At 36.9% G+C, this 26,824-nt stretch carries 24 protein-coding genes and 1 riboswitch; of the genes, 8 read left to right on the top strand and 16 right to left on the bottom strand.

Going from position 1 to position 26,824, the window contains the following annotated elements:
- The first annotated feature begins 14 nt into the window (after nt 1–14).
- Nucleotides 15–1,103, top strand: coding sequence for a M24 family metallopeptidase (locus tag MWJ95_RS11605; RefSeq protein ID WP_249105651.1), 1,089 nt, complete (start codon nt 15–17; stop codon nt 1,101–1,103).
- 137 nt (nt 1,104–1,240) lie between these two features.
- Here MWJ95_RS11605 and MWJ95_RS11600 read toward each other — a convergent pair whose 3' ends face one another.
- The 3 genes from MWJ95_RS11600 to ald form a co-directional block, all read right to left on the bottom strand.
- Complete coding sequence (locus MWJ95_RS11600; RefSeq protein ID WP_249105649.1) at nt 1,241–2,425, bottom strand: amidohydrolase; 1,185 nt, start codon at nt 2,423–2,425, stop codon at nt 1,241–1,243.
- Between the two features lie 82 nt (nt 2,426–2,507).
- Nucleotides 2,508–4,031 carry an AbgT family transporter gene (locus MWJ95_RS11595; protein WP_249105647.1) on the bottom strand — a complete coding sequence of 508 codons (1,524 nt, stop codon included), beginning with the start codon at nt 4,029–4,031 and terminating at the stop codon, nt 2,508–2,510.
- A 201-nt stretch (nt 4,032–4,232) separates the two neighbouring features.
- Nucleotides 4,233–5,348 carry an alanine dehydrogenase gene (gene ald / locus MWJ95_RS11590; RefSeq protein WP_249072926.1) on the bottom strand — a complete coding sequence of 372 codons (1,116 nt, stop codon included), beginning with the start codon at nt 5,346–5,348 and terminating at the stop codon, nt 4,233–4,235.
- Nucleotides 5,349–5,745: 397 nt separating this feature from the next.
- On the opposite strand from ald, the gene MWJ95_RS11585 reads away from it, so the two are divergent.
- Nucleotides 5,746–6,195, top strand: coding sequence for a universal stress protein (locus tag MWJ95_RS11585; RefSeq protein WP_053484991.1), 450 nt, complete (start codon nt 5,746–5,748; stop codon nt 6,193–6,195).
- Between the two features lie 619 nt (nt 6,196–6,814).
- Here the strand turns inward: MWJ95_RS11585 and MWJ95_RS11580 are convergent.
- The 5 genes from MWJ95_RS11580 to mbcS form a co-directional block, all read right to left on the bottom strand.
- Nucleotides 6,815–7,744: a class I SAM-dependent methyltransferase gene (locus MWJ95_RS11580; protein WP_249072927.1), complete on the bottom strand. Its 930-nt coding sequence runs from the start codon at nt 7,742–7,744 to the stop codon at nt 6,815–6,817.
- Between the two features lie 89 nt (nt 7,745–7,833).
- Nucleotides 7,834–8,337, bottom strand: a complete 504-nt coding sequence (gene tpx / locus MWJ95_RS11575; RefSeq protein WP_249072928.1) for a thiol peroxidase — start codon at nt 8,335–8,337, stop codon at nt 7,834–7,836.
- A 232-nt stretch (nt 8,338–8,569) separates the two neighbouring features.
- Nucleotides 8,570–9,187 carry an RDD family protein gene (locus tag MWJ95_RS11570; RefSeq protein ID WP_249105645.1) on the bottom strand — a complete coding sequence of 206 codons (618 nt, stop codon included), beginning with the start codon at nt 9,185–9,187 and terminating at the stop codon, nt 8,570–8,572.
- Between the two features lie 12 nt (nt 9,188–9,199).
- On the bottom strand, nt 9,200–10,213 hold the full coding sequence (sppA, locus tag MWJ95_RS11565; protein WP_249105643.1) for a signal peptide peptidase SppA: 1,014 nt from the start codon (nt 10,211–10,213) through the stop codon (nt 9,200–9,202).
- Between the two features lie 245 nt (nt 10,214–10,458).
- Complete coding sequence (gene mbcS, locus MWJ95_RS11560; protein ID WP_249073035.1) at nt 10,459–12,048, bottom strand: acyl-CoA synthetase MbcS; 1,590 nt, start codon at nt 12,046–12,048, stop codon at nt 10,459–10,461.
- 242 nt (nt 12,049–12,290) lie between these two features.
- A riboswitch (TPP riboswitch) is annotated at nt 12,291–12,389 on the top strand.
- A gap of 89 nt (nt 12,390–12,478) precedes the next feature.
- On the opposite strand from mbcS, the gene thiM reads away from it, so the two are divergent.
- The 3 genes from thiM to thiE are packed head-to-tail and all read left to right on the top strand — an operon-like array spanning nt 12,479 to nt 14,680.
- Nucleotides 12,479–13,234 carry a hydroxyethylthiazole kinase gene (thiM, locus tag MWJ95_RS11555; protein WP_249105642.1) on the top strand — a complete coding sequence of 252 codons (756 nt, stop codon included), beginning with the start codon at nt 12,479–12,481 and terminating at the stop codon, nt 13,232–13,234.
- On the top strand, nt 13,234–14,058 hold the full coding sequence (thiD, locus tag MWJ95_RS11550; protein WP_249106049.1) for a bifunctional hydroxymethylpyrimidine kinase/phosphomethylpyrimidine kinase: 825 nt from the start codon (nt 13,234–13,236) through the stop codon (nt 14,056–14,058). Before thiM ends, thiD begins: the two co-directional genes overlap by 1 nt.
- A complete protein-coding gene (gene thiE, locus MWJ95_RS11545; protein WP_249105640.1) occupies nt 14,048–14,680 on the top strand; it encodes a thiamine phosphate synthase in 633 nt (210 codons plus the stop codon). Before thiD ends, thiE begins: the two co-directional genes overlap by 11 nt.
- 117 nt (nt 14,681–14,797) lie before the next feature.
- On the opposite strand, the gene MWJ95_RS11540 is transcribed toward thiE, so the two are convergent.
- From MWJ95_RS11540 to ezrA, 5 genes are all read right to left on the bottom strand, one after another.
- Nucleotides 14,798–15,016 (bottom strand): alpha/beta-type small acid-soluble spore protein, encoded by a 219-nt coding sequence (locus tag MWJ95_RS11540; RefSeq protein ID WP_249072933.1) that lies wholly within the window; start codon nt 15,014–15,016, stop codon nt 14,798–14,800.
- 138 nt (nt 15,017–15,154) lie between these two features.
- Nucleotides 15,155–16,363, bottom strand: coding sequence for a tRNA uracil 4-sulfurtransferase ThiI (gene thiI / locus MWJ95_RS11535; RefSeq protein WP_249072934.1), 1,209 nt, complete (start codon nt 16,361–16,363; stop codon nt 15,155–15,157).
- 2 nt (nt 16,364–16,365) lie between these two features.
- Nucleotides 16,366–17,520: a cysteine desulfurase family protein gene (locus MWJ95_RS11530; protein WP_249105638.1), complete on the bottom strand. Its 1,155-nt coding sequence runs from the start codon at nt 17,518–17,520 to the stop codon at nt 16,366–16,368.
- Nucleotides 17,521–17,998: 478 nt separating this feature from the next.
- Nucleotides 17,999–18,463 carry a GNAT family N-acetyltransferase gene (locus MWJ95_RS11525; protein WP_249105637.1) on the bottom strand — a complete coding sequence of 155 codons (465 nt, stop codon included), beginning with the start codon at nt 18,461–18,463 and terminating at the stop codon, nt 17,999–18,001.
- Between the two features lie 93 nt (nt 18,464–18,556).
- The gene (ezrA, locus tag MWJ95_RS11520) at nt 18,557–20,260 is read right to left on the bottom strand and encodes a septation ring formation regulator EzrA (protein WP_249072937.1); all 1,704 of its coding nucleotides are present in this window, start codon (nt 20,258–20,260) and stop codon (nt 18,557–18,559) included.
- Nucleotides 20,261–20,449: 189 nt separating this feature from the next.
- Here ezrA and hisJ point away from each other — a divergent pair, with 189 nt between their 5' ends.
- Both hisJ and MWJ95_RS11510 read left to right on the top strand, forming a co-directional pair.
- Entirely contained in the window at nt 20,450–21,244 is a 795-nt protein-coding gene (gene hisJ, locus MWJ95_RS11515; protein ID WP_249072938.1) for a histidinol-phosphatase HisJ, read from the top strand.
- A gap of 24 nt (nt 21,245–21,268) precedes the next feature.
- Nucleotides 21,269–21,748 carry a GAF domain-containing protein gene (locus MWJ95_RS11510; protein ID WP_249072939.1) on the top strand — a complete coding sequence of 160 codons (480 nt, stop codon included), beginning with the start codon at nt 21,269–21,271 and terminating at the stop codon, nt 21,746–21,748.
- A 142-nt stretch (nt 21,749–21,890) separates the two neighbouring features.
- Here MWJ95_RS11510 and MWJ95_RS11505 read toward each other — a convergent pair whose 3' ends face one another.
- A complete protein-coding gene (locus tag MWJ95_RS11505; RefSeq protein ID WP_249105635.1) occupies nt 21,891–23,777 on the bottom strand; it encodes a sensor domain-containing diguanylate cyclase in 1,887 nt (628 codons plus the stop codon).
- A 449-nt stretch (nt 23,778–24,226) separates the two neighbouring features.
- Here MWJ95_RS11505 and rpsD point away from each other — a divergent pair, with 449 nt between their 5' ends.
- The gene (gene rpsD, locus MWJ95_RS11500; protein WP_132357222.1) at nt 24,227–24,829 is read left to right on the top strand and encodes a 30S ribosomal protein S4; all 603 of its coding nucleotides are present in this window, start codon (nt 24,227–24,229) and stop codon (nt 24,827–24,829) included.
- Nucleotides 24,830–25,331: 502 nt separating this feature from the next.
- On the opposite strand, the gene MWJ95_RS24630 is transcribed toward rpsD, so the two are convergent.
- The gene (locus MWJ95_RS24630) at nt 25,332–26,204 is read right to left on the bottom strand and encodes a CPBP family glutamic-type intramembrane protease (RefSeq protein WP_249072941.1); all 873 of its coding nucleotides are present in this window, start codon (nt 26,202–26,204) and stop codon (nt 25,332–25,334) included.
- 2 nt (nt 26,205–26,206) lie between these two features.
- On the bottom strand, nt 26,207–26,794 hold the full coding sequence (locus MWJ95_RS11490; protein WP_249072942.1) for a TetR/AcrR family transcriptional regulator: 588 nt from the start codon (nt 26,792–26,794) through the stop codon (nt 26,207–26,209).
- Nucleotides 26,795–26,824: the final 30 nt, after the last annotated feature.

Raw genomic sequence — 26,824 nt, 5'->3', positions numbered from 1 at the left:
AGGAGGAACTGTTTATGTCAAAGGTTGAAGAAATTCAAAACTATTTACAACAACATCAAATTGATGCCGCTTTCGTAACTACACCAGACAATGTTTTTTACGTTTCAGGCTTTAAAAGTGATCCACATGAGAGATTACTTGGCGTGATGATTTTTAAAGAGGCAGAACCTTTTTTAATTTGCCCCAAAATGGAAATCCCAGATGCGAAGGATGCAGGCTGGCCTTATGATGTCATTGGTCACCAAGATACTGAAAATTCAATGGAAGTTCTTGCCCAAGCGATAAAAGCTCGTAATGTTAACCCACAAACGTTTGCTATTGAAAAAGCTCAACTTATTGTAGAGCGTTTAGAAGCCCTACAACAATCATTCCCACAAGCAAGTTTCGTTCGACTCGACGAAAAAATCAATGCGATGCGAGTTATTAAAGATGAAACTGAATTGGAAAAATTACGCAAAGCTGCTGAATTAGCTGACTATGCTATCGAAATCGGCTGTAAAGAAATCGCTGAAGGCAAAACAGAAATGGAAATCTTAACAGCGATAGAAAGCGCTATTAAAGATAAAGGCTGCAAAATGTCGTTTGAAACAATGGTATTGAGCGGTCCAAAGACAGCCTCTCCACACGGTAAACCAGGTGCTCGAAAAATAGAAAAAGGCGATATGATATTATTCGATCTTGGTGTCATTTACGATGGTTATTGCTCTGACATTACACGTACAGTTGCCTTTGGTGAACCTAGTGAGGCACAAAAGGAAATCTACAACACAGTCTTATCTGCTAACATGAATGCAATTTCAGCAGTAAAACCAGGTGTTCGCGCAATGGATTTAGATATTATCGCTCGTGATACGATCTCTAACGCAGGCTATGGCGAATATTTCACACACCGACTTGGTCATGGACTAGGCATTTCCGTACATGAATTCCCTTCTGTTACAGGCGCAAATGAAATGACTATGGAGGAAGGCATGGTCTTCACAATTGAACCAGGTATCTATAAATCTGATGTGACAGGTGTCCGTATTGAGGATGATGTAGTAGTAACAAAAGACGGCGTAGAAGTACTAACAAAATTCCCTAAAGATTTGATTGTACTGTAATTGACAATATTTACTCAGGTAAAGTGAGACTTTAATCAGTGGGGATTTTATTTCATCCCCCACTGATTATTAGTTATGTGAGATAAAAAAGGAAGCAGCCATTATAGCAATGGTGCTTCCTTTCATTATGTCATTGATTATTTTTCCAAATAATCAAGAGTTGCCTGACCTAAAACATTTGCAGCTATGCGGAGCGAGCGTTCGTCGATATCAAATTTAGGATGGTGATGAGGATATACTTCCGTCCAAGAAGGATTTTGCGCACCTACAAAGAAAAATGCACCTGGTCTTTCTTCTAAATAGTAAGCAAAATCTTCTCCCCCCATCGTAGGATCGACAATTTCAACAGCTTTGACACTAGACACCTTTTCGGCTGCCTTGATAACATGCTCCGTTTCTGCTGGATGATTCACAACAGGTGGATAGCCTCTACGGTATTCATATTCATACTCAGCCCTTGTTAAATAGCAAGTAGCTATTAGTACTTCTTCAATTTCTTGTTCAAGGAGATCACGCTCTTCGTTATGGAATGTACGGACCGTTCCTTTCATATACACTTTATCTGCTATGACATTAAATGGGTTGAGTGCCTCAATATGTCCAATTGACACTACAGCTGGGCGTAGCGGATTTACTCGGCGTGCTACAAGCTGTTGTAAATTCGTAATAAATTGTGCAGCTAGTACAATCGAATCTTTCGTTTCATTTGGCGTAGAACCATGCCCACCCTTCCCTTTGATTGTTATATCAATAGAATCTGCCGCAGCCATAAATGGTCCAGATGCTATTTGCACTTTACCAAGTTCTGCAGGAGCCCATAAATGCGTCCCGAAAATTACATCAACACCTTCTAGACAGCCATCCTCTATCATAGACTTTGCTCCACCCGGCGCTAACTCTTCAGCGTGTTGATGGATGAAAACAATCGTTCCTGCTAAATCTGCTTGCATTTTGTTTAATGCCTTCGCTAATACAAGTAGAGTTGCTGTATGCCCATCATGCCCACAAGCATGCATTCGACCCTTGATTTTAGATTGGAATGGTAGCCCCGTCTCTTCCGTAATTGCTAATGCATCGAAATCCGCCCGAAGTGCCACTGTTTTACCTGGTTTGCCTCCAATAAGTTTTGCGACAACGCCATTACCCCCTACGCCTTCTCGCACCTCATGTCCTAATGCACGATGAAACGCGGCAATTGTTTTAGGGGTTTCTACCTCTTCAAAAGAAAGCTCTGGATTTTCATGAAAATGACGACGCAGTGCAATCATTTCCTCCTCGAATTGTTCAAGTAATGTTGAAAGTTGTACATGTTGTGCAATCATTCAAATTCCTCCTATTATTATCAAATAAGCCTTGTCTAGTTGCGTCACTCAGTCGTTCCCACAGGACGTGGGATTCTTCTGTTTAACGAAGATAAATGTAATCTCCTGGTCCAAGTGGTAATCCCAGTAAGAACCAAATAGCAAATAATATAATCCAACCAATCGAGAAGAATATAGTATATGGGAATAACGCCGAAATGAGTGTTCCGATTCCGATATTTTTATCGTAACGTCTTGCAAATGCTAATAAAATAGCAAAATATGCAAGCATTGGTGTAATAGGATTTGTAATCGAATCTCCTACCCGATACGCTACTTGTGTTACTGCTGGTGAATAATTAAGATACATAAACATTGGTACAAAAATCGGCGCTAATAATGCCCATTTTGCAGAGGCACTCGCAATCAGTAAATTAACGAATGCACAGATCACAACAAATCCAATAATCATTGGTAAACCTGTGAAATTTAATGCCTGTAAAAATTCTGCTCCTTTAATTGCAACAATGGAGCCAATATTACTCCAATTGAAGTACGCAATCATTTGAGAAGCAACAAATGCAAGTACGATAAACGATGACATATCTGCAATGGATTTAAATATTTTTTCTGCTACATCCTTGTCACTCTTTACCTCTTTTGCTGCAATACCATACGCCAACGCTGGTAATAGGAAAAAGAACAGCATAATTGGTACAATACCCGTCATAAATGGTGAATTTAAAAAGCCGCCTGTTTCAGGATCTCGTAGTAGACCGTTTGATGGTATTACTGTATAGGCAATAATCGCAGAATAGATAATTGCAACAATCGCTGCCCACCTTAAACCACGCATCTCTAGCGGTGTCAATGGTTCGAGTACGCTAATTTCTCCTTTATAATCGCCAAAACGGGGTTCTGTAAACTTTTTTGTCACCCATGTACCAATAAATATTAAAACAAATGTTGAGGCAATTAAGAAATAATAGTTCATTGTAGCGCGACCTGTATAATCTGGATCTACAATACGAGCAGCAGATTCTGTAATACCTAATAATAATACATCGATTGAACTAATTAATAAATTTGCACTAAAGCCACCAGCAACAGCCGCATACGTCACAATTAAACCTACTAAAGGGTTACGACCTAAACTCATAAAAATAAGTGCCGCCACTGGAGGTAAAATAATAAAAGCCGCATCTGCAGCCAAATTGCCCACTAAACCTGTTAAAATAATCACTGGTACAATTAATTTCTGTGGTGCGCTCATAACAGTCTTTTTCATAATCGCAGAAATCAGACCTGTCTGTTCCGCCAAACCAATTCCAATCATTGACACAATAACTAAGCCAAGTGGCGGAAATCCTGTAAAATTACTTTGCATTTGTGTAACGATTAAAATTAAGCCCTCTCGACTCAATAAATTAACGACTTCTATCGTTTCATTCGTTCCTGGTTTTACAGCCGAAATACCCATAACATCTAATACCCAAGATAAGATGAGTACTAATAATGCCATCATAACAAATAATGTAATTGGATCTGGCAATTTATTACCAGTACGTTCAATTATATCGAGCATCTTATCGACAAACGATTTTTTTGGAGTTATTTCATGTTGCATACATATTTCATCCTCTTTAATTTTAATAATCTAAAAAATCGATTAATTCAAATATTCTGATTCCTGTATGTACAAAAATTCCACTTTAAGTTCTTTTAAAAACAAAAGGAAAGAAATCTATTAGAATTGGAATATTATATTATATTAAAATGCTGGAAGAATAAGGGAACGTATCAAATTGAACCGCTCCCTTATTTGCATTTATTGAATTAATTCATCAACATTTACAAATGGCAAACCTTGAGAATCTGCCACTGCCTTGTAAACAAGATGTCCATCTATAGTATTAACACCTTTTTTCAGCGCAGCATTTTCGACACATGCTTGTCTGTAACCCTTATTAGCGATTTGAAGTGCATAAGGAATTGTATTGTTTGTTAAAGCAATTGTTGATGTACGCGGTACAGCGCCTGGCATATTTGCTACAGCATAATGTACAACTCCATGTTTTACATAAGTTGGATCATCATGTGTTGTCACTCGATCAGATGTCTCAAAAATACCACCTTGGTCAATAGCAATATCAACTACTACTGAGCCTGGCTGCATTGACTGAATCATTTCCTCAGAAACAAGCTTTGGTGCTTTAGCTCCCGGAATTAAAACTGCACCGACTACTAAATCTGAGTTTTTCACTGATTCTGCAATATTATAAGGATTAGACATTAATGTTTGAACATCACGGCCAAACAAATCTTCTAATTGACGTAAACGCTCTGGGCTTAAATCAATAACCGTTACATCGGCACCCATTCCGACAGCTATTTTCGCAGCATTTGTTCCAGCAATACCGCCACCAATCACTGTAACTTTACCGCGTGGTACACCAGATACGCCACCTAGTAAAATTCCTTTACCTTCATGATTTTTCTCTAAGAATTGTGCACCAATTTGCGTTGCCATTTTACCAGCAACTTCACTCATTGGTGTTAAAAGCGGTAAAGAACCATTTGCTATTTGCACTGTTTCGTATGCAATGCCTACAACTTTTTTATTTAAAAGTGCCCGCGTTAGCTCTAGCTCTGGCGCTAAATGTAAATAAGTAAATAGGATCTGACCCTCATAGAAGTAATCATATTCTGATGCTACGGGTTCCTTTACTTTCATGATCATTTCTTGCGCCCATGCTTCTTTTGCAGTCTCCACAATATGAGCACCCGCAGAAACGTAGTCTGCATCTGTAAAGCTTGAGCCTAAACCGGCACCAGTTTCAATGTACACTTCATGACCTGCATTTGTTAATGTAACAACTCCTGCTGGTGTCATAGCTACACGATTTTCATTGTTTTTAATCTCTTTTGGAATACCAATCTTCATCTTCCCTATCCCCTTCCATTACCAAAAAATAAGCACATTTTGTTACATACTCTTCGATGTATTGATGCACCCCTTGCATTTCCATATTACCAAACATAAACAAAAAATGCTTTAATTAAAATAATAATAGAAAAAATTTATAATATTTACACAATACTAAATATTCTAACTGGATTGAATAGTAATTTTCCACCCCGTATATTTATTTGGAACATACAGTATTTTTATTAATCGATACGACAGAAATTCCGAAGAACGTCACGTATGTAACAAAAATAACCTGTAGTCAATTGTGAATTAAATGCCTTCACTTTTTCACATTTTTTCTTCCGGAAAGTATTTCCTTTAGAAAATCATTTGGTATAATCAACTTATACAAATCTGGGAGGTAATTCAAATGGCTAATAAATATAAAAGCATTGTAGTTGCAGTAGACGGTTCTAAGGAAGCTGAATACGCTTTCCGTAAATCGATTGACGTAGCAAAACGTAACGAAGGTGCCGTATTAAATTTAGTAAATGTTATTGATACACGTTCATTCGCTGCAATCGAAGCATATGACCGTTCAATTGCTGAGCGTGCTCAAGCATTCTCTGAAGAGCTATTAAATGGTTACAAAAAACAGGCTGAAGAAGCAGGCTTAACTAATGTTAACCTTGTAATTGAATACGGCTCACCAAAAAATATCATTACAAAAGAGCTTTCTAAAATTGTAGACGCAGACTTAATCATCTGTGGTGCAACTGGTCTAAATGCAGTAGAACGCTTCCTTATCGGTTCAGTATCTGAAGCAATTGTACGCTCAGCTAAATGTGACGTACTTGTTATCCGTACACCTGAAAATTAATTTTGTCTTACATAAAAGGTATCCAATGTTGGATACCTTTTTCTTATTGTTGAAAAACTATTATGTCAATGGGATTAAAGAGTCTTTGATGGTTCCATAACACGGAGTGAGTTGAAAATCTGAAGCCACTATTGTATTAAAATCTATAATCACACACTAAAAAGATCTTCGATAAATTTGATTATTTTTTTGTATAAGGCAAGTTGCAAGTTCCTATAACGTGCTAAAAAGCAGTGTCTCATATAGGTTTTCAACACTTAGCTATTGTGCTTAAAACATTCTATAGTCCACACCAAAAGATACACGCTAAGTGAATTGGTTGATTGGAGTGGAGACTGGGCGACTCCTAGGGGATTAGCGATAGGGGAACGAAGGCTAAGAGCATCACGTCCTGTGATAACGCCTTCGTGACCAACATCCTGTTGCCCCGAGACCCTGGAGCGAGCATCGCGAGTGAAGCGGCTCATCGGACGCCCCCAGGAAAGCGCCCAGCCGGAGCGGAAATCAACCCTCTCGTTTTTGAGGCGACTCGAAGTGAAACTAACAGTTATATTGATACACATGCTTATATATAATAGACAAACTAAAAAAGGTATCCTAATTCGGATACCTTTTTTACTTATTTCCCTTCTTGCCACATCTTCACTTTTTCAAAGAACATAGCAAGAGCTTGTTTATTTTGCATATTTGGTACTTTTGCTAACAGTACCTCTTTTGGAGCTTTAAATTCTTTACCTTGTTTTTGCAAAATGACTATGCTCTTTTCAAGTGCTTTATTAGCGAACATTGTATCTGGCAATTGAATAATTGCTTGAATCCAAGCATGCTTTTGAATGTATTTATGAAGTTGTTTCGATTGCTCAGATTCGAAGAGATGGGTTGGTGCTAGGAAAAATAAGTAGCCTCCATCCTTCGTGTAGTTAATAGACTGCTCAATAAATAAATGATGGGCATAACTCATTCCTTCTGAAGGGCATAATTCATAATCTAATGCGATATCTTCATTCGGGTAATATCCGACCGGTAAATCACAAACAACAGCATCTGCAGGCGTTACTAATAAATCTTCTAATGCATCTTGACGGTATAAGGACACAGGCTGCTCTGTCAAATCAGCTGTTGCCGCAGCTATACGAATAAGTAGCTCATCAACCTCTACCCCTGTTGCTTCTATTTTCCCGTCTAATAAATTCATAACTGTTAGTAGTAAATTCCCTGTACCTACTGCTGGGTCTAAAACGGAAATTTTTTCTTTTTTCAAACGATTTGCAAATAGTTGCTCCACAAAATAACCAACTAATAACCCAAGCGTATCAGGTGTCATTTGATGATTCGGCTGAGATCCTTTTCGCATCCCCTTTAAAACAGCTATTTGAATCGCTTTGCGCACATCTTCCTTTGTAGCACCTTCTTGTGAAAAATTAACTTCCCCATCTAGCCATGCCTCTAAGCCGTCTAAAATGCCCTCTAGCAATGTGATATTATGTTCTTTTTCTATCTTTTCGGCATGTTCATTTAGCATACCAAATAACTTCTCGATATTTTCCATACACAACTTCCTTTCACGCAGAAAAGAGCCGTGACAAAAACTTGTCACAGCCCCTTTGTCTAGTAATATCTTAGCCTAAAATCAATACATTATGCTAGTGCTTTGACAGCTGCAATGGCCGCTTCATAGTTTGGATGGTTTGTTGCTTCAGGAACATATTCCACATAAGTCACTTTGTCATTAGCATCCACAACAAACACCGCACGCGTTAGAAGGCGTAATTCTTGGATGTAGACACCGTATGCTTCACCAAATGAAAGGTCACGGTGATCTGAAACTGTTTGAACAGCATCAATGCCTGCTGCACCACACCAACGTTTTTGAGCAAATGGAAGATCCACCGATACAGTATAAATGACTACATTGTCACCTAAGTTTGCTGCTGCTTCATTAAAACGACGTGTTTGTGCATCACAAACACCAGTATCTAATGATGGTACAACGCTAAATAAGCGAATTTTCCCCTCTGAATCTTTTAATGTAACAGGTGATAGATCATTCGCTAATACAGTAAAGTCCGGTGCTTGGTCTCCAACTTTTACTTCGTTACCTACAAGTGTTACTGGGCCATTTTTAAATGTTACTTGTGCCATATAAACGCCTCCTAATCTTCATATGTACATAATATTACTAAATGGAGGGAATTAATTGCAACTGAGACAGCTTATCAAAATAGTTTTGAACAATCTTTTCACACCCTTGGGTCGATGTCCGTTCCAACTGAGCACTTTGTTTGTTCCTCTATTCCATACGAAATAACCGTTAATCATCACTATTTCCACAAAAACTAAGAGCTGTCTCAATGTAATGAGACAGCTCTTGCCCTTATTCTTCGCTTTTTCCCTCTAGTTTTTCAGGTTCTGATTTTTCCTCTAGAGTGACAGATTCCGTCTTTTCCTCTTTGATTGGCAAAGATGGTTGCACAATATCTTTTTCAATATAAACTTTTTCATGAACGACTGTTGTATCTGCGAAATAGTCATGTAGACCTTGATTGTTCGGTAAAATGCCTACAAGAATATAAAGTGGCATAAAAATGCTATTGATGATACGTCCTATCCAATCACGGAATAACACATCTGACCAAGTCAGCTTCTCATGTTTTAATGAAATAACACGTAATCCAAATATCATTTTCCCTAGCGTTTGCCCAAAAAATTTCGTCATTAAAACGAAATAACTGTAATAGATAATTGCGGATATAATCGAAATGGGTGCATACCACACCGTTTCCGATAATGACCAATCCATAAAATAAAAAATCGGATTAACGAGAATTCCACCTACAGCTGTAATAACGAATCCATCTAATAAAAATGCCCAAAAACGTATCCAAAAGCCTGCCGTTTTTAACGCATAATTTTTATTCGTATTTGGCGTATCTATTAGGAGGGCATTCTCCATAGAGGGTGAACCTTGCATAACAATTTCATTGTTTGTCATTGTACTCCCTCCCTAGTTTTCGCCATATAAGTACATCATTTTTGGCGCTTTGTAATCTGCCATAATTTTCATCAACATTTTTTCCTCTGCTGAAGGACCAAATATTGATCCAATCTTCATCCCAACATATGATTGCCAACCACCCACATCATATGAATACTCAAATAATTCTGCGTCCTCTAAACCAAAGTCTTTACGTAGTGCAGCAATTGTTGCTTCCTCATCGCCAATCTCATCTACTAAGCCTGCTTCCTTAGCCTTTTTACCACTAAGAATTCGACCGTCCGCAACTTTTTTCACATTGGCCTCAGACATATTACGCCCTTTTGCGACAATATTAACGAATTCCTGATAAGTTTCATTAATCATGTCTTGCATCATAGCACGCTCTTCCGGTGTCACTTCACGCATTGGACTAAGCATATCTTTATGTTCACCAGATTTAAACGTTTCATATTTAATACCAACTTTTTCTGCTAATGCCTGATAATTAATAGATTGCATGATGACACCAATTGAACCTGTAATTGTATCACGTTGCGCAAATATTTTATCTGCAGGTGCTGAAATATAATAACCACCTGAAGCTGCCATCGAATCCATAGAAACATAGATTGGAATTTGTCGCTCTTCTTTAATTTTTAATAGTTTCTTATATATTTCTGCTGATTCCTTTACACCGCCGCCTGGTGAATTAACACTTAAAACGATACCTTCTACAGTTTGATCATATAAAATATTATCTAATTGATTTAAGAAAAATTGATGATCATAGGAAACTGGTTGCCATAATGTACTTGAGCCAACATCTTGAATCGCTCCATCCACCTTTAAGTAAGCAATACGTTTATCCATATCACCACTTTCTTTAACCTTTTCCATTACCGTCAAATCGTTTCCAGCCACCAAGCTTTCGAAATCGCTAAAGAAATTCGATTTAAATATTGCAAAAATGGTGTTAATCCCTAATGAAAATATTAATAGTACACCTGCAATTATTAAAGCGGCCCACCTTTTACCATTCATATCTTTCCGCCTCCTCATAACGTTATACGATTGATTTCCTAATTTGTTTCAAACTTATTGCAAAAATATGATTCAACTTCTATACATATCATACATTTTAACAAATTCATAGCCAATCTTTGGTGAAGAGCCAATACTATGCACAAGCACCATTCAATCTATAATACATTACTTAATTTTATAAAAAAAATCAAAGTTCATAAAAAAAGCAAGAACTTTGATTTTCGACATTATTTCCTAGGAAATTAATGATGTTTGACATAATGGATTTTTTCTTGCTCACGTAATTCGACACGACGAATTTTGCCCGATGAAGTCTTTGGTAGCTCAGTAACAAACTCAATTGCACGAGGATATTTATAAGGGGCTGTTAAAGTTTTTACATGTCTTTGTAGTTTTTTTATTAGCGTTTCATCACCAACTTCTCCATCAGCGAGCACAACAAATGCCTTTACTAGATTTCCACGAATTCCATCCGGACTTGCGACAACGGCAGTTTCTTTCACAGCTGGATGCTTCAATAACGCATCTTCTACCTCAAATGGGCCTATCGTATACCCAGATGAAATAATGACATCATCTCCACGCCCTTCAAACCAAAAATAGCCATCTCCATCTTTATATGCACGATCTCCTGTAATATACCAATCGCCTCTAAACTGTAAATTTGTACGTTCAGGATCGTTTAAATATTCCTTAAATAAGGCGGGTGTTTCACAGTGTACAGCAATATCTCCAACTTCTCCAATAGCAGTAGGATTTCCAAAATCATCGATAACTTCAACATTATTACCCGGAGTAGGCTTCCCCATTGAGCCCATTCTAGGCTCCATCCCTACCATTGTACCCACAAGTAATGTATTCTCTGTTTGTCCATAACCATCTCGTACTTGTAGATTAAAGACCTCGGTAAATACCTTTATCACCTCACTATTTAAAGGTTCACCTGCTGACACAGCCTGACGTATCGTACTTAAATTGAAGTCTTGCAAATTTTCAAGGCTTGCCATAAATCGGTATTCGGTTGGTGTGCAACACAGAATATTGATATTGAATTTTTCAAGCAGCGTAAGGTATGTTGCCGCATCAAAGTGACCTTTGTAAACAAATGCTGTAGCACCACTTCCTAAAGTAGCGAGGAACGGGCTCCAAATCCATTTTTGCCATCCTGGAGCTGCTGTAGCCCAAACAATGTCTCCTTCTTGAATGCCAAGCCAATTTGGAGCAGTAGTCCGTAAATGTGCGTAACCCCAGCTATGCGTATGAACTGCTGCCTTTGGATTACCTGTTGTCCCACTCGTATATGCTAAAAAGGCAATGTCAGTATTTTTAGTCGGTGTAGAACTTATGTAGGTCGTTGGTTGGTTTTGCATTTTTTCAAGCAACGGCTGCCAAGGTTCATGTGCGTGACCAATAACAAATTGCTGTATTTCTTGGAAATTCTCCACATTATCGAATTGTTCAATATAAGGCTCAAATGCAACAACGCCTTTTGCATCGGCGTGTTTGATTCGATATTCAATATCCTTCGTTCTTAACATCTCTGAACTAGGTATAATCGTTAAACCTGCCTTTAAGGCTGCAATATAGACAATATAGGCTTCCACGGATCTCGGTACCATGACTAATATAACATCACCTTTTTTTAAACCTTGTGATGTAAATACATGCGCTGCCTGATTTGCTTTTTCAAGTAAAGCTGTATATGTAATGTACTGAATTTCTCCGTTTTCGTTATAAACTAATAAAGCATTTTTGGTAGAATCCTGTGCATATTTTTCAATTTCCTCTGAAATGTTATACCATTCTGGTGCGATTAAATCTTCTCTTTTCATAGCAAATGCCCCCTTTTGTACGCTCATTATAAAGCTCCATTTTTATCATTTTCAATGGAAGACACTCTAAATCATTAAAGTCGTGACAACTATCATGCTCTACTATATGGCAACAGTCACGGATCGATTCTATCCATTAACTTTGCGTAATCGTTGCTTTACACAGTAAACATTTACTTATGAAGATAAAAACTCCCTATTGAACATGATTGAATAATATGGTACATTTTGGTCAACTAAAAGCAAGATTGCAGGGGGACTCATTTAGAGTTGAGAAGGTAAAACCTGACCCTTTGAACCTGTTAGTTAATACTGACGTAGGGAGCAATTCACATCTATTTACTGATGAAAGGCTCTTTTGCGTGTTGTTTTCCACACGAAAAAGAGCCTTTTTTGCACGCTTACGTCCATCCAACAAGGAGGACTTACATTGATATTTCAAACTATCCGAAAACAAAACCCACTTATTCATTGCATTACTAATTATGTAGTAGCTAATTTTCAAGCAAATGGCTTATTAGCAATAGGTGCTTCTCCAGTAATGGCTGATGACAGTCATGAGGTTGAGGAAATGGTCACAATCGCCTCAGGCTTATTGATCAATATCGGTACCCTTAATGAGCGCATGAAAGAATCCATGTTACTTGCAGGAAAAAAAGCAAATGCCCTTGGTATTCCTGTTATTTTAGATCCCGTTGCTGCTGGCGCAACATCTTATCGGAAACAAACGGTACAGCAATTACTAGAAGAAATAAAATTTGCGGCTATTCGTTGTAATATTGGAGAGCTCGCTGCTATTGCCAATGTAGAATGGCGACAAAAAGGCGTAGATAGTGGCAGTGGCTCCATTTCTTTAGCAGTCGAGGCACAAAAAGTAGCTCAACTCTACGATTGTCTTGTTATAGTAACCGGTGAAGAGGATTTTATTACGGATGGCAAGCATCAGCAATGGGTTACAGGTGGACATTCTCAAATGGCAGAAGTTACTGGAACAGGTTGCTTATTGAGTGCAATTTGTTGTGCCTCCTACGCCGTAGGAAATAAACCAATTGACCAATTAGTAGAAACATTATCACTTTATAAAAAAGTAGCCGAGCAAGCCGCTTCTTCTACACAATTCATTGGCGATTTTCAAATCGCAGTATTAAATGAACTACATCGACTTTCCAAGGACGGTGAAGCATGATGCATATTGTAACGACAATAGCCGGTTCAGATAGCGGGGGTGGAGCAGGAATCCAGGCTGATTTAAAAACATTTCAGGAATTAAAGGTGTTTGGAACCTCTGTTATTACAGCTTTAACGGCCCAAAATACTCTCGGTGTATCGGATGTCTTACCAATTGAAGTTAGCTTCGTTGAAAAACAACTAAAAGCGCTAGTCGAAGATTTTACAATAAGTGCTATTAAAACTGGAATGCTGTTTTCCTCCGAAATAATCCAATCAATTGCACGTATTTTAGCCGAAGTAAATATTCCGCTTATCGTAGACCCTGTCATGATAGCAAAAGGTGGTGAAAGCTTATTGCAACAACAAGCAATTGAAGCTTTACGTAGTCATTTGTTACCTTTAGCAACAATCGTAACACCGAACATTCCTGAGGCAGAAACCCTTTCTGGAAGGAAAATCAATTCTTTAACAGATATAAAAGAAGTAGCTCAAGTCTTATTACAAATGGGCGTTCAATGTGTCATTATTAAAGGCGGTCATTTAGAGGATCCATGTTTTGCTACTGATTATGTATTTTTTCAAGGTGGTCAATCATTTTCCATGCAGTCTACTCGTATTGCAACAAAACACACACATGGTACAGGCTGTACGTTTTCCGCTGCATTAACTGCCTTTCTTGGTCAAGGACTACCATTGGAAGAAGCGATTGAGGAAGCTAAAAAATTTATTCAATTAGCCATAACTCATGATTTATCTATTGGTAATGGCCATGGTCCAACAAATCATTTTGCTTATCAAAACTATAAAGATTCCTGTGAGGTAATTATTCATGAAACGTGACGATTTACAGCTATATTTTATTATGGGTACAAATAATGTTTTGAATCACGAGCCAATAAACGTTTTAGAGAAAGCTCTCCAATCTGGCATTACTATGTTTCAATTTCGTGAAAAAGGAACAAATTCATTAACTGGGCAAGCCTATGAAGATTTTGCTCGCAAATGTCAAAAGCTATGTCAACAGTATCGTGTTCCATTTATTGTAAACGACGATGTAGAATTGGCTATAAAACTTAGCGCGGATGGTGTTCATATTGGGCAAGAGGATATTCCAGTGTCGATCGTACGTAAAAAAATTGGTAACATGATTCTAGGTGTTTCTGTTCATTCTCAAGTTGAATTACAAACTGCACTACAATATGGTGCTGATTATGTAGGAATTGGTCCAATTTTTTCAACCACTTCTAAAAGCGACGCCAAACCACCTAGTGGAACTGATTTTTTACAGCAAGCTCGAACACAATATCCTGAGCTCCCTATCGTAGCAATTGGAGGCATAAACTGTTCGAATGCACATACAGTAGTGAAAGCAGGCGCAGATGGAATAGCAGTTATTTCTGCGATTTGCGAAAGTGAGGATATTTCAAATACAGTTTCTACATTTAAATCATTTGTAGGATAAATAAAACAGATAAATGATTACCCGTTAATACGGGATAAAAATAAACAATTTAAACAAACTAAAACCAGTGCCTTTTACGGTCACTGGTTTTAATTTTAATAATTACTGATTAAGCAATTATTGGTTGTTGTTTGGCATACCTTTTAATTGAGATTCTGCCATTTGTACAAGACGTTTAGTGATTTCACCACCAACGGAACCGTTGGCACGAGCTGAAGCGTCAGCTCCTAATTGAACACCAAATTCTTGTGCAATTTCGTATTTCATTTGATCAAGTGCGTGCTCTACACCAGGTACAGCAAGCTTGTTTGAACTGCGGTTGTTGTTGTTAGTCATGTCTCTCACCTCCTTGTGAATATAGAATGTGCGTTATTAGATTTTTAATACAAAAATTTTATAGGTAAATTGTACCTACAAAGGAAGGGAACAAAAAAGCCGACTCAATACTTTTGAGTCGGCTTTGAAAGTTTCTTCTTATAGAAGATCTGCAAATTTATCTGCTTCTTGTTCTTTTTTCGGGAAAATATAGACTTCTCGGTTTTTCACTGCTCGTTCGATTAGTTCATCAAAATCCGAGAAGCTTTCGTAATGCTCAACCTTTTCAAGCTTTGGCTTTGTTTTTGGACTTGCAGGCGTAAAAATTGTACAGCAGTCTTCAAATGGCTGGATAGACGTTTCGTATGTGCCTATTTTCTCTGCGATATCAATAATTTCTAATTTATCTGATGAGATTAATGGACGTAAAATCGGTGTATTCGTTACGGCATTAATAGCTGTTAGACTTTCGAGCGTTTGACTCGCTACTTGTCCAAGACTTTCACCTGTAACAATTGCTAGTGCACCAATTTCTTCACGTACTTTGTCCGCAACTTTTAACATCATACGACGAGTTGTTGTCATTGAAACATTAGAAGGTACTTTTTCTTTAATAAGAACTTGAATTTCAGTAAAAGGAATAACATGTAAACGAATACTAGCACCAAATTTCGTTAATTCATTAGCAAGCACCTTTACTTTTTCCAATGAATTTTGGCTTGTGTACGGAGGACTAAAGAAGTGAATCGCCTCTAAACGCACTCCTCGTTTCATCATTAAATAACCAGCAACAGGACTATCAATACCACCAGAAAGCATTAATAAAGATTTACCATTCGAACCTACAGGCATTCCACCTGCACCCGGAATAACTTGTGCCATCATATATGTTGCATCATGACGCACCTCTACACGAAGCTCGATATCAGGCTGCTTCACCTTAACTGATAAATTTTGATATTGTGGTAATACATAACCACCGATTTCGCGTTGAATAGCATGTGATTCTAACGGAAATGTTTTATCAGTACGCTTTACTTCTACTTTAAAAGTAAGCTGCTCATTTTTAAATGTATCCATAATTGTTATCGCAAGTTTTTTCATAGCGTCCATGTCTTTTTCACATGCAGCCACTGGACTAAATGATTGGATACCAAAAATTTTAGGTAATCCTTTTAATAATACGTCCATTTGTGTTTCATTTTGAATAGCTATAAACATACGGTCGCGCTCTGTGCGAATGTGTAAATGTCCTAAATCCGCAAACGCATGACGAATGTTCTCTCTTAAACGACGAATAAAATCCATCTTGTTGCGACCTTTTGTAGAAAGCTCTCCATATCGAATTAAAATTTCTTTCCAAATCATTTTTAATATTCTCCTTTAAGTTCCATCAATACTTCATCTAATACTTGTTTAAACTTTATTATATCTTCATTTGTTACATGTGCACCAAAACTTATTCGTATAACACCCTTTTTAAAGTGCTCATCAATGTTTAGTGCTTCCACAACATGGCTTGTTTTTGTCTGTTTCGATGAACAAGCACTCGATGTCGATGCAATGACATTACGTTTTTGCAATGCATTAATAATGACTTCACCTTTTAAATCGCGAATACTAAAAGATAAAATATGTGCCGCTCCTTGTGGAGTTGATAAAATATGCACGACATCTCCATATCCACGTAATTGCTTACATATTTCTTCATTCCATTGACGGTATTTTTTCGCACGTTCATTCATCATCTCGACTGCGATTCGGGCTGCTTTGGATAGGGCTACTGCTTGCGGTACAGCTACTGTCCCACTACGTAAACCAAACTCCTGCCCTCCGCCAAGTGCATATGGTTGCCATTTCATTTTTTTACGGAATGCCAGTACACCTGAACCTTTAAAGCCATGAATTTTATGACTAGAAATTGATATACAGTCTGGTCCCTCATCATCGTTAAATGAAATCGGTAACTTTCCAAAGCTTTGTACCGCGTCTACATGAAAAGCTGCACGACTTGATTCGTGAATAATTTTCGCAGCTTCAAAAATTGGTTGGATGGCACCCATTTCATTATTTACATGCATCATACTTACTAAAATGGTATCCTTGCGTATTTTTGTGCGAAGCTCCTCTAAAGAAATTACTCCATTTTGATCTACTTGCAAGTATTCTACATCAAAACCCTCTTGCTCAAGTTGCTTAACAGATTCTAGAACAGATGGATGTTCAATTTCAGTTGTTAAAATGTGCTTTCCTTTATGTGTATTACTACGTGCTAAACCAAAAATAGCCGTGTTATTGGATTCGGTACCACCTGAAGTAAATAGCACATTTTTTGCTTCTGTCTGCAAAATATCTGCTACTTGCTCACGTGCACGCATTAACAAGTCGTTTGCTTCAACACCCATTGCATGAATGGAAGCAGGATTGGCATAATACTGCTCATTCACTGCCATAAATGCTTGCATAACCTCTTTTAAAGGTTTAGTTGTTGCACTGTTGTCTAAATAGATTGTATTAACTTCCATTATTATTCACACACTTTCAAAACGTTGATTTAACGGTATTTATCATAACGCAATCTTCAGCAATTGACTACTAACTTTAACAATTATTCTAATTTAATCACTAATTGTTTAAAAAACTACCCTTTAAAGAGTGGCATCTTAAAAGCTTGCTATGATAGCTAAAAATTAAGCAGCATAAAAATTTGATTTTTGCATTGTTAGACTCGTCACCATAACGTGGGGTTGATTTCCGTTCCGACCGGGCGCTTTGCCGCTGACGCTTCGCTTTCGCGCAGAGCAGAGCTTCCTGGGGGCGTCCGATGAGCCGCTTCACTCGCGTTGCTCGCTCCAGGGTCTCATCTGTGACGCTGATCCCCGAGGAGTCGCCCGGTCTCCACTCCAATCAACTTATACAAATGACATATGTTTTAAATTAAATATCATCCCAAACTGTGAAATCAATTTTCAACATAATAAACCCTAGTCAACACGCTTATTTTTAATCTTTCTTCATTGTTATAAATTCAGTTGAAGCTGTGAAATTCATGACTTTTTTAAAGCCTAATTTTTCATATAAATGAATGGCTCTTTTATTAAATGTAGCTACTGTTAAACGAAGTGGACTAGCATTTTCTTGTTGTAGCTGATTTAAAATAAATGAAAAAAATTCTGAGCCACTACCTTTTCCTGTTAGTTCAGGCTTCATCCCTATCCCAACATCAATGCACTCGTCTAAATATGCACCATGATCATGTCCTTTAGGTACTTGTGCAGATACTCCTGTACAGAAAAAACCGACTAGCTCGTCTTGATCATTGACAATAGCATAATACGGATTTTCAAGAAATTCTTTCAAAGATTCGTCGCAAAGACCATTGTTGTAAAAATCATATGGTTTCTCATACTTCCAATTCAAAATGTCAGCTGCATACATTTCATTCATTTCCCGAATATAAAATTGCATTATGAACCTCCCTATACTTCATCATTTCTTCATTAAATAACAAAACTGTCTAAAAAGTAATAACGATACCTTTTAGACAGCTGATGTCATTTTTTATTTACTCGATATTGTTTCTTCTGCTACAAGTTCTTGAATTCGTTTTAAAGCACCTGGCTCCATTTCTTCCACTGCCGTTCCAGCCTCTTCTAATGCTTTGGAATAACGGAATTGATTGAAAGAGGATTCTGCTTCTTTTAAACGAGTATTCAATGTTGGGTTTGTTCCACGATGGCGATTACCATACTGAATAATTCGTTCAATCAGCATTACATTTTCAATTAATTCATGCGCCTTCGCTTTTACATCCTCTACACAAAGTGTTGCTGCATTTAAATTATTATGAACTGTTCCCATATTGAGTGGTACCTCTTGAAGGCTTTGCATTACTAAATAAATATGCTCTGCTGCCTCATCTAGACGTGCATCCATTTCCTCAGGAATACCTGGAATATTCGCCTTATTCAACATACGATCTGTTTCTTGTAATGTTTTCTTTAAGTTTTCTACTTGTGTGCGAGCCTTGTTCTCATCAATTCGAAGCTTCTTCATCGTATTGGATAAATGACCTTGCTCCTCATGAATTTGTTCAAGTTCTTCGTTAATTTCAATCAATTCTTCCTGCAAACTTGAGTAGGCAGATTTTTCCTCTCTAACACGCATCGCTAATAGGTCATAACGACGTTGTAAAGCCTCTAATTGCTTTAATGCAGCTTTTGGAACTTCTGCATCTTTTTCATTTAAACGGTAGCTTTGCTGCACAAAAGTTGCTTCATCACTTACTAATTTTGTTGAACTAATAACATTATTGATTGAGCTTAATAAACGATCACAATTTTGGTCAACATAGTTTTTAGCCATAACTTCTTTTTCAAGCAGATCGTAATAACGATCAATCTCTTCGTTTATTTCAGCAACCCGTGGTTTAACAGCTGTTAAGTTTAGCTCTGCTAATTCATTTTTTAGTGTCGCAAATTCTTCTTCAAATTTATCAAGCGCCTCGGTCAACTCTAAATGCTGTAAATAATAGGATTGCTCCTCCATTTCACGTTGGCCACTACGTAATTCTTGTACCGCTCCTGGGAGCTTTACTTGCAATTCAGTCAAAATCGATGGGACATCATTAATATATTCAAATGTCTGCTGTGATTCCTGGTTCAAACCAATAACAATTTCTCGCGCTTGCAAATAATTCCCTTCGCTAGTAAGCACATCGAATTCCTCAAACTTTTGAACAAATGTCTCGAGCTTTTTCTCCAGTGAAGGTAATGCTACACCAAATGAATGTTGGTGAGCTAACAATGTTTTACGTGCTGAGCGATAGTATTCTTTTAATTGTTCAATTTCAATACGATTTTTTTCTTCGCTGCCAATTAATTCATTTAATTCTTCTAAGATTTTATCTTTACTTTCTTCACACTTTTGAATGTAATCTTCTATCTCACGTTCAATTAAAGTTGCTTTCTTAAAACGGAGTCTATTGATTTGATCCTCTGCATCAAATAAAAGTGAATCAATTTTTGTCATATGTACATCGATGACTTCATCCCAGCTATTACGCCATCGTTCAAACATCTCTTCTGTTTCACCGTTCATGTTTAAAGATTTAACTTTTGAAATTTCCTCATTTATGGGATTGTTTTGTATTTGTGATTTTTCATTTTCAAGTTTAGCAATGATTGTTGTATGTTTTCGTCGCATCATAAATCCTACTATCGCTAAAATTAATAGTAGGATAACCGGAATGATGATATACTCCATCGTAAGCCTCCTATTCTACAATAAACGAATTGGCTAGTTGTATTTATTATATACTATGTTATCGCCTTTTGTACTAAAATTTGAGTGTTTTTTATGTATTTATGCGTTTCAAGAATAACACTTACTAAGTTTTGAACAATTTGCGCAAATAGAAGTGTTTTATCCTAAAGTTAAAGGAGTGGTAATTTTATGAAATATGACGGTCACATCCATAGTCCATATTGTCCACATGGTACTTCTGATTCATTTAAGCAATACATTGAAAAAGCAATTTCTTACAACTTTACAGATATCACCTTTACAGAACACGCACCTTTACCATTAAATTTTGCTGACCCTACACCACAGCAAGATAGTGGTATGAATCCAGAATTTTTAATGCCCTATTTTAAAGATTTACAGTGCCTTCAAAAGGAGTACGCACAAGACATCCGCATTCATATCGGTCTGGAGGTTGACTATATTCAAGGCTTTGAACAAGAAACTCGTCAATTTCTTGATACATATGGACACTTTTTAGATGACTCTATTTTATCAGTCCATTTTTTACAATGGCAAAATCACTTTGAATGCATAGACTTTTCCCCAGAAAATTTTATGGCTTTTGCAAAAAAAGTGGGCTCAATCGAACAAGTGTATAATTTATATTATGATACCGTCCTACAGTCCATTAAAGCAAATTTAGGGCAGTACAAGCCTAAGCGCATTGGACATCCTTCACTTATTCACAAATTTCAATTAGCACATAGGGTGAAAATTGATGATTCTATGCGGATTCGAGAAGTTTTAGATTTAATGAAGGAAGAAGGCTATGAACTAGATGTAAATAGCGCTGGTATAAGTAAAACATATTGTCAGGAACCTTATCCACCATTTTCCTTTATCGATTATAGTAAATCTATTGGACTACCCATTGTATTTGGTTCAGATGCACATAGTGTTGCTGATTTACATCAACACTATAACGCTATATATCCGAAATAAATAACTTACAAACGAGGTGTTATGATGTTTACAAACATTAATTATGAAGGGCCAGTTGCCGAGCAATATCATACTTTAGCCAAACAGTTAGATGCCCTCCTTACTGGAGAAAGCGATCGTATTGCTAATTTAAGCAACGCCTCTGCTTTACTAAATCAATTTCTTCCAAACATTAACTGGGTTGGTTTTTATGTATTACAGGGGGAGGAACTTGTATTAGGGCCATTCCAAGGCTTACCTGCCTGCGTTAGAATACCAATTGGACGAGGCGTTTGTGGAACAGCTGTAGGCAAAGAACAAACAATTGTGGTAAAAGACGTTCATGACTTCCCAGGCCATATTGCCTGTGATGCAGCGTCCCAATCCGAAATCGTTATTCCCTTAATAAAAGAAGGACAAGTCCTCGGTGTTCTTGATATCGACAGTCCAATCGTAAATCGCTTTTCTAAAGAAGATCAAGATGGGTTAGAGCTATTCGTAAAAACCTTACTTCTTCATTTATAAGGTGAAACTTTAATTAGTACGCCGCACCTCCCTATTTCTAAGTGGGAGAACCCGACGTTTCTCTTTTGATATAGATAAAAAAATGCCCTGAAATGATTTATTGTATCATTTCAGGGCATTTAAAGCGTATAAGGCCGATGTTTTATTTTTGCAAATTGTTTAGATAAAATCGATCATGAATACAAAATCGATTTTTACCACTATTTTTCGCTTCATAAAGCGCTGTATCTGCGTGTAGGAAAACAGATTGAAACGCCGGACGGTACTGTTCATCCCACGTGATGAGACCTGCTGAAATTGTCACCTGAGGATCTGTTGTATTTGGAATTCTTGCAACGATTGTTGCTGCTAAGTCGATTGCTTCTTTTTCAGCAATATTCGGGATATACACAGACATTTCTTCTCCACCCCAGCGTGCACAAATGCCACGAGCTCCAATCATTTCTTTTAATTGTACTGCAATTTGCATAAGAATCTTATCACCAATTTGATGTCCATACGTATCATTAACGCGTTTGAAATTATCAATATCAATGAGTAAGAACATCCCTGATTGATCATCTTTAAGAGACTTTTCTACATACTGGTCTAAATAACTTCTTGCGTACAATTTCGTTAAATGATCCAAATCTACCATTTCTTGAAGTTGATTACGTAATATTGAGTTTGCAATGGCTAAGGAAGAATGATGGATTAATGATTGCATTAATTTAAAGCTATCAAATGAAAAGAAATACGGCTCCTTGTGTAACACGATACTAAAGCCATTAATTTTTTCTTCCATTAATATCGGGATTGCCATAATTGAACGATATTCCATTTGATTAGGGGTTAATCGGCTGAAATCAGCAATAAATAGTGGATCATCGGTATATTCAAAATGTTGTTCAACATGTTTTATATAGGTTTGACCCTTTTCTGCATGGAATAAAGATGTACTTGCATCCGTCACTTCAAAGGTATCATTCTGTTTAAAAGCGAAGCAAACTTCCATTGGTTGAAAGGATTTCATTAATTGTTTTTGAAGGAAAAGTAACATGTCATTAATATCAATCCTCATATTCAAACGATGCGATGTTTCATTGATAAGTTGTAAATCACTAACAAGGCGATGTGATTGATGATATAACTTTGCATTTTCAAGCGCATTTCCAGATGTTTGTGCGAGTATTCGTATAAAATCTTTTTCAGTTGTTGAAAAAAGATATGTTGTAGGTGCACTTACTTGTAAAATACCATAAATAGCTTGTCTCCCCTTTATAGGGGCATTTAATATTCGACAATTCAAATCGCTAGCAAGCTCTGTTGTTAGCTCTCCCGAGACAAAAGCCTCAATAGTCGCAGGCCTTTCAGATAAATAATCAAAAAGCTTAATATCAATTGTCGTATGACGGTCTTGATCATTCGATAGTATAAGCTCCACATTAAACTTCGGGAAATTATCCTTAATGTTTTTCAAGACATTTTCTAAAATTAAATCAATATTCATAGTGGAATGAAATAAGTCTGTCATATTGTACAATTTTCGATATTGGTCTTCATTCACTTTTACTTCACAATTTTCTCTAATCCTTTGAAGAACCTTCGTAAGCGTTTCGACTAGCTCTTCGCCGTAATCCGTAGTCATAAAGTCTGTCCAAGCATCGGTTGCCTCGACGAGCAGCACACCAATTGGATTTTTGCCTTCCGCTTGGAAGAGCACCATATCTGTCATCATCGTATATACGTCTTTTTCTTTTAATATATAAGGAACTTTCACCAACTTCTGTTGATAAAAGTTGGCTTCAATCATTAACCATGACACAGCATTTAGTTTTGTTTCAATTGTTAAATTAGCCATCTCTTCAACAGGTATTAAAGAATTACCTTCGAAACCGAGAAATGCCACATTTACAACTCCAAAGCGCTTCTTTAGACACTGTTTCAATGAGGAAAAATACTCATTAAAACCGGCTTGTTCTTTAGAACTCACCCAAATGCTCAAAACATCTGATTTTATATATTTTAGCGTTTGTAAATGGTCTGTCATGAAATCACCTTTTCTATATAACGTCCAAATCAATTACTATTAACTTATAATATAGTATACATAATTTGTGTCATTTTGACTATATTATTCTATTTTACTTTTACATTTTACATTTCCCACTGTATCATTAACTATCATCGAATATCGAAATATGTATATAAAGGAAATTTTTACTATATCACCTTTTTAAAAATAGTTAGCCTAATAATTGACGTCTATGTAATAAGCAGTTACAATGAAGTTTGTGTAAAATAAACGCAGCAGTGGTATGAGCTTATTACTGTATTTTATTCCTCTATTTTATTGTAAACAGATTCAATAGATGGTGTATCGCGTAACCTAACGGCTGCATAGGCGAAAATACATGAAAATAAAATGCGTATAGGAATGGGTACTACTGGTTTTTGTTTTACAACAAAAAAACCAAATTTAAAGGAGGAGACAACAATATGTCTCGTTATACAGGTCCATCTTGGAAATTATCACGTCGTCTTGGTATCTCACTAAGCGGTACAGGTAAAGAAATCGAAAAACGCCCTTACGCACCAGGTCAACACGGTCCAAACCAACGTAAAAAATTATCAGAATACGGTTTACAACTTCAAGAAAAACAAAAACTTCGTCACATGTACGGCATGAACGAACGTCAATTCCGTACTCTATTCGACCGCGCTGGTAAAATGAAAGGTGTTCACGGTGAAAACTTCATGATCCTTCTTGAAACTCGCCTTGACAACCTAGTTTACCGTTTAGGTTTAGCTCGTACTCGTCGTGGATCTCGTCAATTAGTAAACCACGGCCACATCTTAGTAGATGGCAAACGCGTTGATATTCCTTCATACAGCGTAAAACCAGGTCAAACGATTTCTCTTCGTGAAAAATCTCAAAACCTTGCTGTAGTAGCAGAAGCAATCGAAGTAAACAACTTCGTACCTGACTACTTAACATTTGATGCTGACAAAAAAGAAGGTACATTCACTCGCCTTCCAGAGCGTTCTGAATTATCAGCTGAAATCAACGAAGCATTCATCGTAGAGTACTACTCTCGTTAATTAAATTACTCTGCAAAGAGTAGTTTAGAAAACCCTAGAAAGCCTTTTATATCAAGGCTCTCTAGGGTTTTTGCTTGTTATCGACAATGCACAATAATACATTAAATATCATTGTTTTGGGGCTGATGTTGGGGCAAATTATTAATACGGAGTGAAATGAATGAAGCTTGGAGATTACTTAATTAATAATGGAGTTAAAGAATAACCAGGAGATGTTTAGTTTGTTAACATTTCGATGTTAACTTAAATGGTAATAATTTTTCTACAAGATTTTATAAGTCATTGGACTGCTCGTCGGTATATAAAGAAAAAATCGAAGGTCGATACATATTCTTTATTGATAATGAATCAATTAATAATGAAGTAATACGAAATAAGATAAACATCCTACCTGATAAATTGCAATCCCTTTCATTACCCATAAATTTTACAAACTCGCAAAAGGAAATATATTCAAAAGATTGGATTTCTCATATTCTTGAATATTGACTCAGGGATTTTTTTATTTTATTATCTTTTCAATATCCTGGGGCTCCCCGTTTTTTGGTTTATTTCCTTCCTCTAACTTTTTTCGTTTAGTTCGCAATACAAGCCCGACAATTAGGTACAGCAATGTAGTAATAATGCCTGCCGTTGGGGAAACAAGAAATTCTTTTCCCGAAGCAATTTTAATATAGCCATCCAGAATAAGCGGATTCACAAGTGCATCTTCTGTCATATGCATAAGGACAAGTGGCCAAATACTTTTCGTCATTAAATAAATTTCTGTATACATTACTGTCCAACAGATCATCGTCACGATACCTATTAACGCAAAAAGCCACCTATTTACAGGAAGCACACTGAAGATATCACTTTCTGATAAGAACACTAAAAAATATGGAATATGCCAAGCTCCCCAAACACCACCAACAATAAAATACAACCAAAAATCATTTATTTTTAATGATGATAGTTTACTTGTCAAATAGCCTCTCCAAACGGATTCCTCAAAAAAGTTTTTAACAAATTGGATCAGTAAGCCACCCATGAAAACTGAAACGATTGCATCTAAATGAAAATCCGAAAAATCCATCCAGCTAAAAATATAGCTTACTAACAAAACTGCAGAAGTGATTACAGGATAGACTAGGAGCGAAACAACATACCATTTTACGTTACCCTTCAAATTAGGTAATAAGCCTATATCGTGCCAACCATCTCCTGCAAAGGCACGTAACGAGATAGTCATCAGCAACGGTAAAACTAGCCAAATTCCCATCCCAAGCGTGTCGCCTTTAGGTTGTTCAGGTATGAAACGATCTACGAAAACACCAAGCCAGCCACATAGCAAAACAACAACGATAAAGATTATTACATTCCGTGTAGTTTTCACTTTCAATCCGCCTTCCTGTTTTCAAGGATTGAAATAACCCACATTGTATCGGGACAAGGTGTTTCGGGATGCAGTGCAATGTATTGAGCGATACCCTGTATAGAACACCAAAATGCTACCGCAAGTGCTTCAGCATTCCCCTGTTTAAATTCACCCAGCAATTGCCCCTTCTCTATTAATGGAATACTCTTTTTAATTAATTTATCCGCTTCTGTAAGCATTTCTTTTAAATCTTCCGACAAGGAATCAAGATGTTGCGCATTTTCCATTAGCACAAACATTTTTGCAGCAGACGGGTTTGTACTGATCATGCTAAATATTTCCTCAGCAACCGCTGTAAAGATTGCCAATGATGATTCATTCATAACATCAAAATCTATTTTAAGTCTTTCACAGCCTATGCGAATTAATTCTTCATAAAGTTTTTCCTTAGAGCCAAAATAATGAAAAAGCAACCCCATGCTCATATCAGCAGCTTTAGCAATATCAGCAACTTTTGTTTCACCATACCCCTTACGAATAAACAAATCTAATGCTGTTTGTAAAATTAAAGCTCTTCGTTGTTCTTTTTGTTCATGTCTAATCGACATTTCTCCCACCCCTTTATTGAAAATATTCTC

It is taken from the genome of Lysinibacillus sp. Bpr_S20, from assembly GCF_023337835.1.
In the GTDB taxonomy this organism is placed as follows: domain Bacteria; phylum Bacillota; class Bacilli; order Bacillales_A; family Planococcaceae; genus Lysinibacillus.
This window is presented reverse-complemented; position numbering and strand designations above follow the sequence as displayed.

Excerpts from the sequence above, each read along its gene's own strand:
- MWJ95_RS11605 (WP_249105651.1), top strand. The coding sequence starts at position 15 with ATGTCAAAGGTTGAAGAAATTCAAAACTATTTACAACAACATCAAATT.
- MWJ95_RS11600 (WP_249105649.1), bottom strand. The coding sequence starts at position 2,425 with ATGATTGCACAACATGTACAACTTTCAACATTACTTGAACAATTCGAG.
- MWJ95_RS11595 (WP_249105647.1), bottom strand. The coding sequence starts at position 4,031 with ATGCAACATGAAATAACTCCAAAAAAATCGTTTGTCGATAAGATGCTC.
- ald (WP_249072926.1), bottom strand. The coding sequence starts at position 5,348 with ATGAAGATTGGTATTCCAAAAGAGATTAAAAACAATGAAAATCGTGTA.
- MWJ95_RS11585 (WP_053484991.1), top strand. The coding sequence starts at position 5,746 with ATGGCTAATAAATATAAAAGCATTGTAGTTGCAGTAGACGGTTCTAAG.
- MWJ95_RS11580 (WP_249072927.1), bottom strand. The coding sequence starts at position 7,744 with ATGGAAAATATCGAGAAGTTATTTGGTATGCTAAATGAACATGCCGAA.
- tpx (WP_249072928.1), bottom strand. The coding sequence starts at position 8,337 with ATGGCACAAGTAACATTTAAAAATGGCCCAGTAACACTTGTAGGTAAC.
- MWJ95_RS11570 (WP_249105645.1), bottom strand. The coding sequence starts at position 9,187 with ATGACAAACAATGAAATTGTTATGCAAGGTTCACCCTCTATGGAGAAT.
- sppA (WP_249105643.1), bottom strand. The coding sequence starts at position 10,213 with ATGAATGGTAAAAGGTGGGCCGCTTTAATAATTGCAGGTGTACTATTA.
- mbcS (WP_249073035.1), bottom strand. The coding sequence starts at position 12,048 with ATGAAAAGAGAAGATTTAATCGCACCAGAATGGTATAACATTTCAGAG.
- thiD (WP_249106049.1), top strand. The coding sequence starts at position 13,234 with ATGCATATTGTAACGACAATAGCCGGTTCAGATAGCGGGGGTGGAGCA.
- thiE (WP_249105640.1), top strand. The coding sequence starts at position 14,048 with ATGAAACGTGACGATTTACAGCTATATTTTATTATGGGTACAAATAAT.
- MWJ95_RS11540 (WP_249072933.1), bottom strand. The coding sequence starts at position 15,016 with ATGACTAACAACAACAACCGCAGTTCAAACAAGCTTGCTGTACCTGGT.
- thiI (WP_249072934.1), bottom strand. The coding sequence starts at position 16,363 with ATGATTTGGAAAGAAATTTTAATTCGATATGGAGAGCTTTCTACAAAA.
- MWJ95_RS11530 (WP_249105638.1), bottom strand. The coding sequence starts at position 17,520 with ATGGAAGTTAATACAATCTATTTAGACAACAGTGCAACAACTAAACCT.
- MWJ95_RS11525 (WP_249105637.1), bottom strand. The coding sequence starts at position 18,463 with ATGCAATTTTATATTCGGGAAATGAATGAAATGTATGCAGCTGACATT.
- ezrA (WP_249072937.1), bottom strand. The coding sequence starts at position 20,260 with ATGGAGTATATCATCATTCCGGTTATCCTACTATTAATTTTAGCGATA.
- hisJ (WP_249072938.1), top strand. The coding sequence starts at position 20,450 with ATGAAATATGACGGTCACATCCATAGTCCATATTGTCCACATGGTACT.
- MWJ95_RS11510 (WP_249072939.1), top strand. The coding sequence starts at position 21,269 with ATGTTTACAAACATTAATTATGAAGGGCCAGTTGCCGAGCAATATCAT.
- MWJ95_RS11505 (WP_249105635.1), bottom strand. The coding sequence starts at position 23,777 with ATGACAGACCATTTACAAACGCTAAAATATATAAAATCAGATGTTTTG.
- rpsD (WP_132357222.1), top strand. The coding sequence starts at position 24,227 with ATGTCTCGTTATACAGGTCCATCTTGGAAATTATCACGTCGTCTTGGT.
- MWJ95_RS11490 (WP_249072942.1), bottom strand. The coding sequence starts at position 26,794 with ATGTCGATTAGACATGAACAAAAAGAACAACGAAGAGCTTTAATTTTA.